14 protein-coding genes are annotated in these 12,638 nt (G+C 75.6%); all 14 read left to right on the top strand.

Annotation, left to right across the window (positions count from 1 at the left end; all coding sequences use genetic code 11):
* Nucleotides 1-9: 9 nt before the first annotated feature.
* The 14 genes from AB0J00_RS05915 (at nt 10) to AB0J00_RS05850 (ending at nt 12,586) form a co-directional block, all read left to right on the top strand.
* Nucleotides 10-855 (top strand): LysR family transcriptional regulator, encoded by an 846-nt coding sequence (locus tag AB0J00_RS05915; RefSeq protein WP_357741566.1) that lies wholly within the window; start codon nt 10-12, stop codon nt 853-855.
* An 85-nt stretch (nt 856-940) separates the two neighbouring features.
* Nucleotides 941-1,426, top strand: coding sequence for a sigma-70 family RNA polymerase sigma factor (locus AB0J00_RS05910; protein WP_357741564.1), 486 nt, complete (start codon nt 941-943; stop codon nt 1,424-1,426).
* Complete coding sequence (locus tag AB0J00_RS05905) at nt 1,423-2,394, top strand: hypothetical protein (RefSeq protein WP_357741562.1); 972 nt, start codon at nt 1,423-1,425, stop codon at nt 2,392-2,394. Before AB0J00_RS05910 ends, AB0J00_RS05905 begins: the two co-directional genes overlap by 4 nt.
* A gap of 70 nt (nt 2,395-2,464) precedes the next feature.
* Nucleotides 2,465-3,385 carry a zinc ABC transporter substrate-binding protein gene (locus AB0J00_RS05900; RefSeq protein ID WP_357741559.1) on the top strand — a complete coding sequence of 307 codons (921 nt, stop codon included), beginning with the start codon at nt 2,465-2,467 and terminating at the stop codon, nt 3,383-3,385.
* A gap of 46 nt (nt 3,386-3,431) precedes the next feature.
* Nucleotides 3,432-3,806, top strand: coding sequence for a metalloregulator ArsR/SmtB family transcription factor (locus AB0J00_RS05895; protein WP_357741556.1), 375 nt, complete (start codon nt 3,432-3,434; stop codon nt 3,804-3,806).
* The gene (locus AB0J00_RS05890; RefSeq protein ID WP_357741553.1) at nt 3,806-4,246 is read left to right on the top strand and encodes a transcriptional repressor; all 441 of its coding nucleotides are present in this window, start codon (nt 3,806-3,808) and stop codon (nt 4,244-4,246) included. Before AB0J00_RS05895 ends, AB0J00_RS05890 begins: the two co-directional genes overlap by 1 nt.
* 122 nt (nt 4,247-4,368) lie before the next feature.
* Nucleotides 4,369-5,208, top strand: a complete 840-nt coding sequence (locus AB0J00_RS05885) for an amidohydrolase family protein (protein WP_357741550.1) — start codon at nt 4,369-4,371, stop codon at nt 5,206-5,208.
* A gap of 23 nt (nt 5,209-5,231) precedes the next feature.
* Complete coding sequence (locus AB0J00_RS05880; RefSeq protein WP_357741547.1) at nt 5,232-5,789, top strand: MSMEG_0572/Sll0783 family nitrogen starvation response protein; 558 nt, start codon at nt 5,232-5,234, stop codon at nt 5,787-5,789.
* Nucleotides 5,789-6,859, top strand: a complete 1,071-nt coding sequence (locus AB0J00_RS05875; RefSeq protein ID WP_357741544.1) for an MSMEG_0568 family radical SAM protein — start codon at nt 5,789-5,791, stop codon at nt 6,857-6,859. The genes AB0J00_RS05880 and AB0J00_RS05875 overlap by 1 nt, the downstream gene beginning before the upstream one ends.
* Entirely contained in the window at nt 6,856-8,325 is a 1,470-nt protein-coding gene (locus AB0J00_RS05870) for an MSMEG_0567/sll0787 family protein (RefSeq protein WP_357741541.1), read from the top strand. Before AB0J00_RS05875 ends, AB0J00_RS05870 begins: the two co-directional genes overlap by 4 nt.
* Nucleotides 8,322-9,152, top strand: coding sequence for a carbon-nitrogen hydrolase family protein (locus AB0J00_RS05865; protein WP_357741538.1), 831 nt, complete (start codon nt 8,322-8,324; stop codon nt 9,150-9,152). Before AB0J00_RS05870 ends, AB0J00_RS05865 begins: the two co-directional genes overlap by 4 nt.
* Nucleotides 9,149-10,495 (top strand): MSMEG_0569 family flavin-dependent oxidoreductase, encoded by a 1,347-nt coding sequence (locus AB0J00_RS05860; RefSeq protein WP_357741535.1) that lies wholly within the window; start codon nt 9,149-9,151, stop codon nt 10,493-10,495. Before AB0J00_RS05865 ends, AB0J00_RS05860 begins: the two co-directional genes overlap by 4 nt.
* A 115-nt stretch (nt 10,496-10,610) precedes the next feature.
* A complete protein-coding gene (locus tag AB0J00_RS05855) occupies nt 10,611-11,429 on the top strand; it encodes a carbon-nitrogen hydrolase family protein (RefSeq protein ID WP_357741533.1) in 819 nt (272 codons plus the stop codon).
* On the top strand, nt 11,426-12,586 hold the full coding sequence (locus AB0J00_RS05850; protein WP_357741530.1) for an MSMEG_0565 family glycosyltransferase: 1,161 nt from the start codon (nt 11,426-11,428) through the stop codon (nt 12,584-12,586). Before AB0J00_RS05855 ends, AB0J00_RS05850 begins: the two co-directional genes overlap by 4 nt.
* Nucleotides 12,587-12,638: the final 52 nt, after the last annotated feature.

Below are 12,638 nucleotides of genomic sequence, written 5' to 3'. Positions count from 1 at the left end.
CCGTGAGGCGTGGACGCCCGGGAGCTGCGGTACTTCGTCGCCGTCGCGGAGGAGCTGCACTTCGGCCGGGCCGCGCAGCGGCTCGGCATCGCGCAGCCGCCGCTCTCGCGGGCGATCAGCCAGCTCGAACGCCGCCTGGGTGCGGCACTCCTGCACCGGACGAGCCGATCGGTGACCCTGACCGAGGCCGGCGACGTGCTGCTGCGAGAGGGGCGGGTGGCGCTGGACGCGTTGGAGGCGGCGGAGCAGCGCACCCGGCGGACGGCGAGCGCCGGCGGCCGGGCCGGTGTCGCCCTGGCCACCAAGGCAGGGGCGTCCGACGAGCTGCTGGCGAAGCTGCTGCACGCCTACGCCGCGGAGCCGGGGTCCGTCGAGGTGGACGTCGTGCTGTGCGGACCGGGGGAGCAGGAGCGGCTGCTGCGCAGCGGCCGCGTCGACGTCGCCCTGCTGCACCGGCCGTTCGACGACACCACCGGGCTGGACGTGGAGGAGCTGTCCACCGAGGGGCAGGTGGCGGTGCTCCCCGCCGGCCACCCGCTCTCCGTCCGGGCCGAGCTGCGCCTGGCCGACCTGGCCGCCGCGCCCGACCTGCCCCAGCCCCGCTGGCCGAGGTCCGACGGCTCGTACCCGGCGGGCCCCGGTCCGGAGGTGCAGAGCCAGACCCAGCTGCTGCAGCTGGTCTCCCTGGGGCGGGCCGCGGTGGTCGTGCCGGAGTCGGCGCGGGCGATGCTGCGGGAGGGCGTCGTCGCCCTGCCGGTCGTGGACGCGCCGCGCGTGACCACCGTCATCGCGTGGCCGCCGCACAGCCGCTCGCTCGCGGTGGCCGGTCTCGTCCGGACCGCCACCCGCCTCTGACTCCTGTGACGGGTCGTGCCCGGCCCGTTACCGAACCGTGTCGGTCCGCCGTCAGCGGGGGAGCCGACCCCAGCGTGTAAGGGTCATGACACCCGAGGAGTCCTTCGCCGAGTTCTACGCGGCGCGCAAGGACCCGTGCCTGCGGGCCGTGGTCGCCAGCGGTACCGACCGCGGCGCCGCGGAAGAGGCGGTGGCCGAGGCCTTCGCCCGGGCGTGGGCGGCCTGGCCGAAGGTCAGCCGGCACCCGTCCCCGTCGGCGTGGGTCGTGCGCGTGGCGCTCAACCACCACGTCTCGCGGTGGCGACGCACCCGGCGCGAGGTCGCGCTCACCGCCGAGGTCGAGCGGCCGCTGGTCGCCGATCCCCCGGGCCGTGACGACCTGATGCGAGCCGTCGCCGCACTGCCCGAGCGGCAGCGGCAGGTGATCGCCCTCCGGGTGTTTCTCGACCTGGACACCAAGCAGACCGCCGACGCCCTCGGGCTGTCGGCCGGCACCGTCACCACCCACCTGCACCGGGCGCTCACGGCGCTGCGCGCCACCGCCTCGGCCGACCTGGAGGTCTGCTCGTGACCACGGAGCTGCGCACCGCGCTCACCGCTGCCCACGCCGACGTCGTGCTCGGCGACCCGCTCGACCAGGTGGTCCGGCGCGGACGCCGGATCCGGCGTGCCCGCCGGGCCCGCCGCACCGTCCCCGCCCTGGTGGCGGCGGCGGCCGTCGTCGTGGGCGTGATCGCCACCCGAGGTGGCGGCGAGCTGGTCACCCCGTCGCCCGTCGTCCTGGTCGACCAGCAGACCCAGGCCTTCCCGCTGTCGTTCGCGGAGGTCCCTCCGGGGCTCGCGGGGCCGCACCTCTCGCTCGACCCGTCCTTCCAGCGCGTCGGCCCGGGCGTCGCCCACGCCGGCTGGAGCGACCCCGCCGACCCGGCCGACGGCATCGGCATCTCGGTCCGGGGCGACGAGCCGGAGAACACGGGGGACGACGTCGACGAGGTGTCGGTCCACGGGGTCGACGCCACCGTGCACCGCGACGACACCGGCCCCTCGACCTCGTACGCGGTCGTGTGGGAGCGGGCCGACGACCAGTGGGTGACCGTGAGCGGCGCAGGCCGCTTCGGTTCGGAGGAGGCCGTCGTCCGGCTCGCCCGCTCGGTGGTGGACCGGCCGGCCGTGGTGCCGTTGCAGCTGACCTCCGCGCCGCGCGGCTGGGTGCTGGTCGCCTACAAGGACGACCGGATCGTCACCTTCGCCGACCCGGCGGGGCCGCCCGCGACCGCCGCGCGGGCGCGGACGCTCAGCGTGTCCCTGCCGCAGCCCCCCAGCGACCCGGCGGACCTCTCGCGCGAGGTCACCGGCGGGCGGGTGCAGCCGGAGCAGCTGACCGTGCACGGCCGGCCGGCCTTCCTGCTCCCGGGTGCCGAGGGGTCGTGGTACCTGCAGGCCGAGCTCGGTGACGGCACGGTCTTCGTGCTCCAGGTGCCCGGGGACCTCACCCGCGACCAGGTGAGGGAGGTCGCCGAGGGGGTCGGCCGCCCCTGACCCCGGTGCGGGAATGATTGTCACTTCGAGTATTGTGGTGACAATCATTCCCGCTGGAGACGAGGCGATCATGCGTTCCCCCTTCCGCACCGCGGCCCTGACCGGGGCGTCCCTGGCCGTGCTGCTGTCCACCGCCGCCTGCAGCGACTCGGCCGACGCGGACGCCGGGGACGGGAAGCTGGCCGTCGTCGCCTCGACCAACGTGTGGGGCAGCGTCGTCGAAGCCGTCGGCGGCGACTCGGTCACGGTCACCTCGCTGATCAGCGACCCGTCGGCCGACCCGCACTCGTTCGAGGCCAGCACCCGCACCCAGCTGGCCATCTCCCGCGCCGACCTGATCGTCGAGAACGGCGGCGGCTACGACGACTTCATGGACACCCTGCGGTCGAACTCCGACACGAAGGCGGCCGTCGTCGACGCCGTCGACGTCTCTGGCAAGGAGGACGAGGCCGACGCGGCGGACGAGGAGCTCAACGAGCACGTCTGGTACGACGTCGAGAGCGTCAAGAAGGTCGCCGACCGGGTCGAGTCGGCGCTCGCGGAGGCCGACCCCGACGGCGCCGACACCTTCGCGAGCAACAACCAGGCGTTCCAGGGCGAGCTCGATGCACTGCTCGACGAGGAGGCCGGCGCGAAGGCGTCAGTGGCCGGGGCCGGCGTGGCGATCACCGAGCCGGTGCCGCTGTACCTCACCGAGGCGGTGGGGGCGGAGAACAAGACGCCCGAGGACTTCTCCGAGGCGATCGAGGAGGGCGACGACGTCTCGCCCGCCGTCCTGCAGGAGACGCTCGCCCTCTTCACCGGCAAGCAGGTCGCGGCGCTGGTCTACAACGAGCAGACCACCGGCTCGGAGACGGAGCAGGTGTTGAAGGCGGCGCGCGACAACGGCATCGCCGTCGTCCCGGTCACCGAGACGCTGCCCGCCGGGAAGGACTACGTGTCCTGGATGCGGGCCAACCTGGACGCCGTCGTCGCCGCGCTGACCAGCTGACCGGCGACAGATGGTAATCGTTCCCACATGTCCGTAGACTGATGTGGTGACCGTGAACAGCTCGGCGGGGAGCTTCCCCGAGCCGGTGCGGGCGGCCAGCGAGCTGCTGTCCGCGCTGGCCTCGCCGATGCGGCTGACGATCGTCGCGCTGCTCGACGAGCACGGCACCCGGTGCGTGCACGAGCTGGTCACCGCGCTCGGTGCAGCTCAGCCGCTGGTGTCCCAGCACCTGCGGGTGCTGCGCAGCGCGGGACTGGTCGCCGGCGAGCGGCACCACCGCGAGGTGCACTACCGGCTGGTCGACGGCCACGTCGGGCACATCGTGCGGGACGCGCTGGACCACGCCGTGCACATGACCGACGAGGGCCACCTGGCGGACGACGGGGACGGCACCGGGGTCGCGGAGGAGGAGCTGGCCTGATGGCACGGTCGACGAAGCAGCGCACCGCGGTGGGTGCGGCGTTCGAGGAGCTCGAGGGCTTCCACAGCGCGCAGGACGTCTACGCGCGGATGCGGGCGTCGGGCGACACCATCGGGCTGTCCACCGTCTACCGCGCGGTGCAGGCGCTCACCGACGACGGCGAGCTGGACTCGATCCGCACCGACACCGGCGAGACGCTGTACCGCCGCTGCAGCACCCGTCACCACCACCACCTCGTGTGCCGGGTCTGCGGCCGCACCGTCGAGGTCGACGGGCCGGACGTCGAGCGCTGGGCCGACGCGGTCGCCGCGCAGCACGGCTTCGCCGACGTCAGCCACACCGTCGAGATCGTCGGCACCTGCAGCGAGCACCGGGACGGCGAGCACCGGGACGGGCAGCGCCCCGCCGGGAAGCACCGGGCCGCGGAGCCCGCCTCCTGAGCCGGCCTCGTGCGGGCTCCGCCACCCGGCCGTAACGCGGCGGCCGCGGCGTGAGCACTTCGTAACGGGATCTCGTTCCGGGCGTCACCACGGTGACACGCCCGGCCGACAACGTTCTCCCCATGACGGACGGCGGCCCGCGGCGGGTGCACGACGGGCACCGGCACCTCGGCGTGCTGCCCGCCCACCCCTTCTACGGCGGTCCGCCGGTCAACCCGGACACCACCGCCCGGGCCACGATCGACGAGCTGGTCGCCGACCTCGACCGCGAGGGCACCGAGCGCGCGCTGGTGATCCCGAACTACGGCGTCCCCGACGTGTCGGCGTCCTTCGCCCTCAACGAGCTCGTCGTCGAGGCGGCGCAGCGCGACGAGCGGATCCGCGCCGGGCTGTGGACCAGCCCCCGCCCGCAGGACGCCGACGCCACGGCGCAGGCGCTCGCGCTGGCGAAGGAGGACGGCGTCACCGCGCTCAAGCTGTCCTTCCTGCTCGGCGGCGGCGTGGACGACGAGGCGTGCCGGCCGCAGCTCGATGCCGTCTTCGGTGCGGCCCGGGAGCTGGGCCTGGTCGTGCACGTGCACACCAGCCCCGGCGCGGCCAGCGACGTCGACCAGGTCGGCCGGCTCGTCGACCGGTACGCCGACGACGTCGCCGTCCACCTGGTGCACCTCGGTGGCGGGATGAGCGGCCACATCAAGCTGATCGGCTCCCGGTTCTTCGACTGGATCGCCGCCGGCAAGCGCGTCTACACCGACACGAGCTGGGCCATCGGCTTCGCCCCGCGCTGGCTGGCCGCCGAGATCGAGCGCCGCGGCATCGGCGCGGACCGGGTGCTGTTCGCCTCCGACCAGCCCTGGGGCGACTTCGCCGGCGAGCACGCCCGGCTGCTGGCCGCCGTCGGCGGCACCGAGCTCACCGACCTGGTGTTCCGCACCAACTTCGAGACCCTGCACGGCTCCTGACCCCCGAGAGAAGAGGCACTCCCGTGACCCAGACCCTGCCCGCCACCACCGGCACCCCGCTGATCAGCGACGCGGACCTCAAGGCCGCCCAGGACACCAGCCGCGCCGAGATCCCGCACCCCTCGCTGCCCAAGGGCAGCAACCTCTACGGCTCCACCAAGATCTTCCCGGACTACCAGGCCGGCGAGGGCGAGTCGTACTTCACCCTCGTGCACGGCATCGCGCACGAGTCGTCGGTCGCCTTCGTCGCCTGCCTGCAGGCGCTGCGCGCGCTCCGCAAGGGCTACGAGTCGGTCCTCTACTTCTACGGGCCGGGCGCGATGAACGCGATGGCCACCCGCGGCTTCCCGACCACCGGCGACAGCGGCTTCCCCGGCGAGCAGAACATCAACACCCAGATCGAGCGGTTCGTCGAGGAGGGCGGCACGGTCTACGTCTGCCGGTTCGGCCTCTCGCTGCACGGCCTGCGCGAGGAGGACCTCATCGCCGGCTGCATCCCCTGCCACCCGCTCGACGTGCAGGACGCGCTGATCCACTACGCGCGCAAGGGCGCGATCATCAACTCCACCTACAACCTCTGATGACCGCCACGCTCGGGCGCTCGACCCGGGTCGACCTGGCGATCCTCGGCGTCCGGGTCGACGCGCCCGTCAGCCGCCGGGCCGGCGCCGGCCCCAGCGACGACGGGCACGTGCTGCTCGGCGGCCACGGGGCGGCGCTGCCGCTGAACCCCGACTCGCCGTACTCGATCAGCGGCGGCCGGCTGCTGCTGGACGGCGCCGACCTGGGGCTGGACGCCGAGGCGGTCGAGCGGCCGCGGTTCTACGAACTGACCACCGCGGACGGCGTGCCGTACGAGCAGCTCGCCCGGCTGCACGGCCGGGACGTGCTGGCCACCACCGTCGTGCAGACCTGCATCCGCTACGCCGAGGCCGACCGGTGCCGGTTCTGCGCGATCGAGGCGTCGCTGGCCGCCGGTGCCACCACCGCGGTCAAGACGCCCGCCCAGCTCGCCGAGGTGGCCGAGGCCGCCGTCCGGCTGGACGGCGTCCGGCAGATGGTGCTGACCACCGGGACGACGAACGGGCGCGACCGCGGCGCCCGGCACCTCGCCCGGTGCGTGCGGGCGGTGACCGCGGCGGTGCCCGGGCTCCCGGTCCAGGTGCAGTGCGAGCCGCCGTCACCGGCGGACCTCGGCGTGCTGCGGGAGCTCCGCGACGCCGGCGCCACCGCGATCGGCATCCACGTCGAGTCGCTGGACGACGCCGTGCGCCGGCGCTGGATGCCGGGCAAGGCGACCGTGCCGATGAGCCAGTACGAGGCGGCGTGGGACGAGGCGGTCCGGGTGTTCGGCCGCAACCGGGTGTCGACGTACCTGCTGGTCGGGCTGGGCGAGGACCCCGACGAGCTGGTCGACGGTGCGCTGCGGCTGGCCGAGCGGGGCGTCTACCCGTTCGTCGTCCCCTACCGGCCGCTGGCCGGCACGCTGGCGGTGGCCGACGGCGTCGGGGCGCCCGACCCGGCGGTGCTGCACGACGTGACCGAGCGGGTGGCCGCCGGGCTGCGCCGGCTGGACATGCGCGGCGCCGACCAGGGCGCCGGCTGCGCGGCGTGCGGTGCGTGCAGCGCCCTGCAGGCGGCCGGGGGATGAGCGTCCTCGAGGACGACCGGGCCGGTCTCGAGCGCAGCGTGCTGCTCGTCGACTTCCGCCACACCCCCGCGCCGCCGGCCTGGCGGGTCGAGGAGGCCGACGCCGCCGGGGTGACCGCGCACCGGGCGCTGCGCCGGGCCGCGTTCGTCGAGGAGCAGGGCCTGTTCGCCGGCACCGACCTCGACGGCACCGACGACGACCCGCGCTGCGTGACCCTTGTTGCACGTGGAACAGACGGGGCGGTGCTCGGCGGCGTGCGGCTAGCGCCCGCCGACCCCGGCGCCGCGGACGTCGGCTGGTGGGCCGGCTCCCGGCTGGTCGTCGCCCGCGGCGCACCGCACGGCCTGGGCGCCGCGCTGGTGACCGCGGCCTGCGCCCGCGCCGAGTCCGCCGGGGCGCTGCGGTTCGACGCCACCGTGCAGGACCGCTACGCCCGCCTCTTCACCCGGCTCGGCTGGCGGGCCACCGGCACGACGACGCTCGGCGCGCGACCGCACACCACGATGACCTGGCCGATCGGCCGGGTGGCCGCGCTGGCGGCGGCAACCAAGGCCCCCCTCGGCGGCCTGCTGGCGGGGCTGCACCTGGGTGGGGCCGGGTTCGTCGGTGACGACGGCGCCCCGGTGCCCGGGACCGACGTGGTCGCGGCCTGCGACGCGATCCTGCCGGCGATGGTCGAGCGCGATCCGGAGTGGGCCGGCTGGTGCGGGGTGCTGGTCAACGTCAACGACCTGTCCGCGATGGGCGCCACCCCGCTCGGGCTGCTCGACGCGGTCGGCGCCCGGGACGCCTCGTTCGCCGCCCGGGTGCTCGCCGGGCTGCGGGCCGGCGCCGACGCCTGGGGCGTGCCGGTGCTCGGCGGGCACACGCAGCTCGGCGTCCCGGCGGCGCTGGGCGTCACCGCGCTGGGGCGCACCCCGTCGCCGGTGCCCGCCGGCGGCGGGCGCCCGGGGCACGCGGTGTCGCTGACCGCCGACCTCGGTGGCGGCTGGCGGCGCGGGCAGACCGGCCGGCAGTGGGACTCGACGTCCGCCCGCACGACCGCCGAGCTGCAGCGGATGGGCTCGGTGGTGGCGCGCACCGCCCCGGCCGCGGCCAAGGACGTGAGCATGGCCGGGCTGGTCGGCACCCTCGGCATGCTCGCCGAGGCCAGCGGCTGCGGCGCGGTGCTCGACGTCGCCGCCGTCCCCCGGCCGGCCGCGGCGTCCGCCGGCGACTGGGCCACCTGCTTCCCCGGCACCGCCTTCCTCACCACCGACGTCCCCGGCCGGCCGGTCGCCGACGCCGGGCCCGCCACCACCGCCGTCTGCGGCGAGCTCGTCCCCGGGTCCGGGGTGCAGCTGCGCTGGCCGGACGGCTCGCTCACCCTCGCCGTCCCCGGGGCCGTCACCGGCCTCGGCCCCGCATCGACGGAGTCCCAGCGCTCGGAGAGTGATGCGCTGGGACTCCACCTGGAGGATCGATGACCATCTCCGTCGCCGCCGTCGCGGCACCCTTCGGCCGGGACCTCGAGGCCGGCTTCGCGCTCATCACCGACCTCGTCGCCGCAGCCCGGGAACGCGGGGTGCGGCTGCTCGCCCTCCCCGAGGCCGCGCTCGGCGGCTACCTCGCCGACCTCGACGGCGCGGCGGAGCTGCCGCCCGCGCTGGACGTCGACGGACCCGAGGTCGCCCGGCTGGCCGCGATCGCCGGCGACATGGTGGTCACCGCCGGGTTCTGCGAGTCCGACGGCGCCCGGCGGTACAACACCGCGGTCGCCGTCACCGGCGACGGCGTGCTCGGCGTGCACCGCAAGGTCCACCAGCCGCTGGGCGAGCACCACTCCTACGCGGCCGGCGACGGGTTCCGCGCCTTCGACTCCCCGATCGGCCGGATGGGCATGCTGATCTGCTACGACAAGGCCTTCCCCGAGTCCGCCCGCACGCTGGCCGTCGACGGCGCCGAGGTGATCGCCTGCATGTCGGCCTGGCCGGGGTCGCGCACGGGTGCGGCCGCCGACCTCGCCGAGGACCGCTGGACCCGCCGGTTCGACCTGTTCGACCAGGCCCGGGCGCTGGAGAACCAGGTGGTGTGGCTGTCGGCCAACCAGAGCGGCACCTTCGGCTCGCTGCGGTTCGTCTGCAGCGCCAAGGTCGTCGGCCCGGGCGGTGACGTGCTGGCGACCACCGGCGTCGGGCCGGGCACCGCGGTCGCGGAGGTCGACGTGCGGGAGCTGCTGGACGGCGCCCGCCGGTCGATGGCCCACCTGCGCGACCGCCGTCCGGACGCCTACGGGGTGGGGGTCGCGGCGTGACCGTCACCGAGGCCGCCGTCCCGGCGGCGACGGGCGGGCTGCCCGGCCGGGTGCCGGTGGCGGTGGTCGGCGGGGGCCAGGCCGGGCTGTCGGTCTCCTGGTACCTGCGCCGCGCCGGCATCGAGCACGTCGTGCTGGAGCGAGCGACGATCGCGCACGAGTGGGCCGACGCCCGCTGGGACTCCTTCTGCCTGGTCACGCCGAACTGGCAGTGCCGGCTGCCCGGCTGGCCCTACCGCGGCGACGACCCGGCCGGCTTCATGGTCAAGGACGAGATCCTCGAGTACGTCCGCGGGTTCGCCGCCTCGTTCGACCCGCCGGTGCACGAGGGCGTCGCCGTCACCCGGCTCGCACCCGCCGTCGGCGGCGGCTACCTGCTCACCACCAGCGCCGGTGAGCTCACCGCCGACCAGGTGGTGCTGGCCGTCGGCGGCTACCACCTGCCCGTCGTCCCGCCTTACGCCAGTGCGCTGCCGGAGTCGGTGGTCCAGCTGCACTCCCAGCAGTACCGCAACCCGCAGCAGCTGCCGGACGGCGACGTGCTCGTGGTCGGCACCGGCCAGTCGGGCGCCCAGATCGCCGAGGACCTGCACCTCGCCTTCCAGGGCGCCGGCCGCCGGGTGCACCTGGCGGTGGGCAGCGCGCCGCGGATCGCCCGCCGGTACCGCGGTCGGGACGTCGTCGAGTGGCTGGACGACCTCGGCCACTACGACATGCCCGTCGAGCAGCACCGGGACGGCGAGGCCGCGCGGATCGGGACGAACCACTACGTCACCGGCCGGGACGGCGGGCGCGACATCGACCTGCGCCGGTTCGCCGCCGAGGGCATGCAGCTCTACGGCCCGCTGACCGGCGTGCGGGCCGGCGCGTTCACCTTCGCCCCGGAGCTCCGGGCCAACCTCGACCGCGCCGACCGGGTGGACGCGAACGCCAAGGCGCTCATCGACGCGCACATCGAGCGCTCCGGGATCGCCGCGCCGGCCGAGCCGCCGTACGTGCCGGTCTGGCAGCCGGACGTCGAGCCGGCATCGCTGGACGTCGACCGGGTGGCCGCCGTCGTCTGGGCGATCGGCTTCCGCGCCGACTGGAGCTGGGTGAAGGTGCCGGTGTTCGACGGCGCCGGCTACCCGACGCACACCCGCGGCGTCACCGCGGCACCCGGGCTGTTCGTGCTCGGGCTGCCGTGGCTGCACACCTGGGGCTCGGGCCGGTTCGCCGGCATCGCCCGCGACGCGGAGTTCGTCGCCGACCGGATCGGCGACCTGGTCACCGCCGGCGCCCCCACCGGGCTCGGCCGCGACCTCGCCGTGGCCGCCGCCTCGTCCGCGGCCCGCATGGCGTGACCGCCCGACGTCCCGCTCTCCGCGCCGAGACCGGACCCGCTCTCCGCGCCGAAACCGGACCCGCTTTCCGCGCCGAAAGCGGGCCCGCTTTCCGCGCCGAAAGCGGGTCGCGGGGATGAGGGTGGCGGCCGTCTCGGCGCACTTCGGCCGGGACGTCGAGCAGTGCCTGGCGAAGATCGAGTCGATCATCGGCGACGCCCGGGCGCACGGCGTCGCGCTGCTGGTGTTCCCCGACGCGACCATCGGCGGCTACCTGGGCGACCTCGGCGGCGGTCCGGACACCGGTCTGCCCCCGGCGCTGGCCGCCGGCGCACCGGAGCTCGCCCGGGTCGCCGCGGCGGCGGGGGAGATGGTGGTGTGCGTCGGCTACCGGGAGGCGGCGGACGGGCGGCACCACAACAGCGCGGTCTGCCTGACCGGGGACGGCGTCCTCGGCGCGCACCGCAAGGTGCACCAGCCGGTCGGCGAGCTGCGCGCCTACGCCCCCGGTGACCGGTTCGCCGCGTTCGACACCCCGCTGGGCCGGCTCGGCATGCTCATCGACTACGACAAGACCTTCCCCGAGGCGGCCCGCTCGCTGGCCGCGCAGGGCGCGCCGCTGGTCGCGTGCCTGTCCGCGTGGCCGGCCAGCCTCACCAACCGGGCGCCGCGGCTGGTGCAGGACCGCCAGTCCCGGTTGTTCGACCTCTACGACTGCGCCCGGGCCGCGGAGAACCAGGTCGTCTGGGTGTCGGCCAACCAGACCGGCACGATGGGCCGGCTGCGCTTCCTCGGCCAGTCGAAGGTCGTCGGCCCCGGCGGCGACGTGCTCGCCCGCACCTGGGCCAAGGCCGGGCTCGCGGTCGCCGACGTCGACGTGACCGGTGAGGTCGGCCGGGCCCGGCTCGTCCTGGACCACCTGCGCGAACGCCGTCCGGAGGCCTATTCAGCATGAGGACAGCCCTGCTCACCTACTCGACCAAGCCCCGCGGCGGGGTGGTGCACACCCTGGCGCTGGCCGAGGCGATGGCCCGCGCCGGGCACGACGTGCACGTCTGGTCGCTGGGCCGCGGCGGCGACGCCGCGTTCTTCCGGCCGGTCGACCCCGCGGTCACGCTGCGGCTGGTGCCGTTCCCCGACGTGCCGGGCGAGGACGTCGGGGCGCGGATCCTGCGGTCGATCGAGGTGCTCGCCGACGCCTTCCGGGACGACGACTACGACGTCGTGCACGCCCAGGACTGCATCAGCGCCAACGCGGTGCCCGGCTGCATCCGGACCGTCCACCACCTCGACACCTTCACCACCCCCGCGCTGGCCGCCTGCCACGAGCGGGCGATCGTGGCGCCCCGGGCGCTGGTCTGCGTCTCGGCCGCGGTCGCCGCCGAGGTGGCCACCGGGTGGGGCCGGGTGCCCGCGGTCATCCCGAACGGGGTCGAGGCCGCCCGGTTCACCGCCGCCGCCGGCGCTGCCGGGGCCGACGGGCGGGCCCGCTGGCGGGCCCGGCTGGGCCGCTACGTGCTCGCCGTCGGCGGGATCGAGCCGCGCAAGGGCACCCTCGACCTGGTCGAGGCGATGGCGCGGGTGCGCGCGGAGCGCCCGGAGCTGCAGCTGGTCGTGGCCGGCGGCGAGACGCTGTTCGACTACCGCGACTACCGGGCCCGGGTGGAGGCCCGCGCGGCGGAGCTGGGCGTGTCGCCGGTGGTGCTCGGCCCGGTCGACCACGAGGAGCTGCCGGCGCTGGTCGCGGCCGCGGACGTGTTCGCCTTCCCCTCGACCAAGGAGGGCTTCGGGCTGGCCGCGATGGAGGCGCTGGCGGCCGGTGTGCCGGTGGTGACCCGCGACCTGCCGGTGCTGCGCGAGGTGTTCGGCGACGCGGTGGGCTACGCCGCCGACCCGGCAGTGCTCGCCGCCGCGCTGCTGGCGCCGCCGTCCGGCCCGCGGGCCCGGGACCGGGGCCGGGCGCTCGCCGCCGGGCACAGCTGGGACGCCGCGGCGGCCGCGACGCTGGCCCTCTACCAGCGACTCGGTGCCGGTGGGACGGCTGTGACGACTGGGGCGACCGGGACACGCGGGGCAGCCGTGCGGGGTCTTTCGACGCACCGCGTTTCGTAGCGCAGTGACACGGACAAGTAACCGCGTTGCGGTTCACTTCTCCTCGACGCCG

The organism is Modestobacter sp. NPDC049651 (assembly GCF_040659695.1).
In the GTDB taxonomy this organism is placed as follows: Bacteria; Actinomycetota; Actinomycetes; order Mycobacteriales; family Geodermatophilaceae; genus Modestobacter.
Note: the sequence above shows the minus strand (reverse complement) of the source record. Positions and strands in the feature narration are given on the sequence as shown.

Bases quoted from the DNA above. Each gene is read 5' to 3' on its own strand.
- AB0J00_RS05910 (WP_357741564.1), top strand. From the start codon at position 941: ATGACACCCGAGGAGTCCTTCGCCGAGTTCTACGCGGCGCGCAAGGAC.
- AB0J00_RS05900 (WP_357741559.1), top strand. From the start codon at position 2,465: ATGCGTTCCCCCTTCCGCACCGCGGCCCTGACCGGGGCGTCCCTGGCC.
- AB0J00_RS05890 (WP_357741553.1), top strand. From the start codon at position 3,806: ATGGCACGGTCGACGAAGCAGCGCACCGCGGTGGGTGCGGCGTTCGAG.
- AB0J00_RS05885 (WP_357741550.1), top strand. From the start codon at position 4,369: ATGACGGACGGCGGCCCGCGGCGGGTGCACGACGGGCACCGGCACCTC.
- AB0J00_RS05875 (WP_357741544.1), top strand. From the start codon at position 5,789: ATGACCGCCACGCTCGGGCGCTCGACCCGGGTCGACCTGGCGATCCTC.
- AB0J00_RS05870 (WP_357741541.1), top strand. From the start codon at position 6,856: ATGAGCGTCCTCGAGGACGACCGGGCCGGTCTCGAGCGCAGCGTGCTG.
- AB0J00_RS05865 (WP_357741538.1), top strand. From the start codon at position 8,322: ATGACCATCTCCGTCGCCGCCGTCGCGGCACCCTTCGGCCGGGACCTC.
- AB0J00_RS05855 (WP_357741533.1), top strand. From the start codon at position 10,611: ATGAGGGTGGCGGCCGTCTCGGCGCACTTCGGCCGGGACGTCGAGCAG.
- AB0J00_RS05850 (WP_357741530.1), top strand. From the start codon at position 11,426: ATGAGGACAGCCCTGCTCACCTACTCGACCAAGCCCCGCGGCGGGGTG.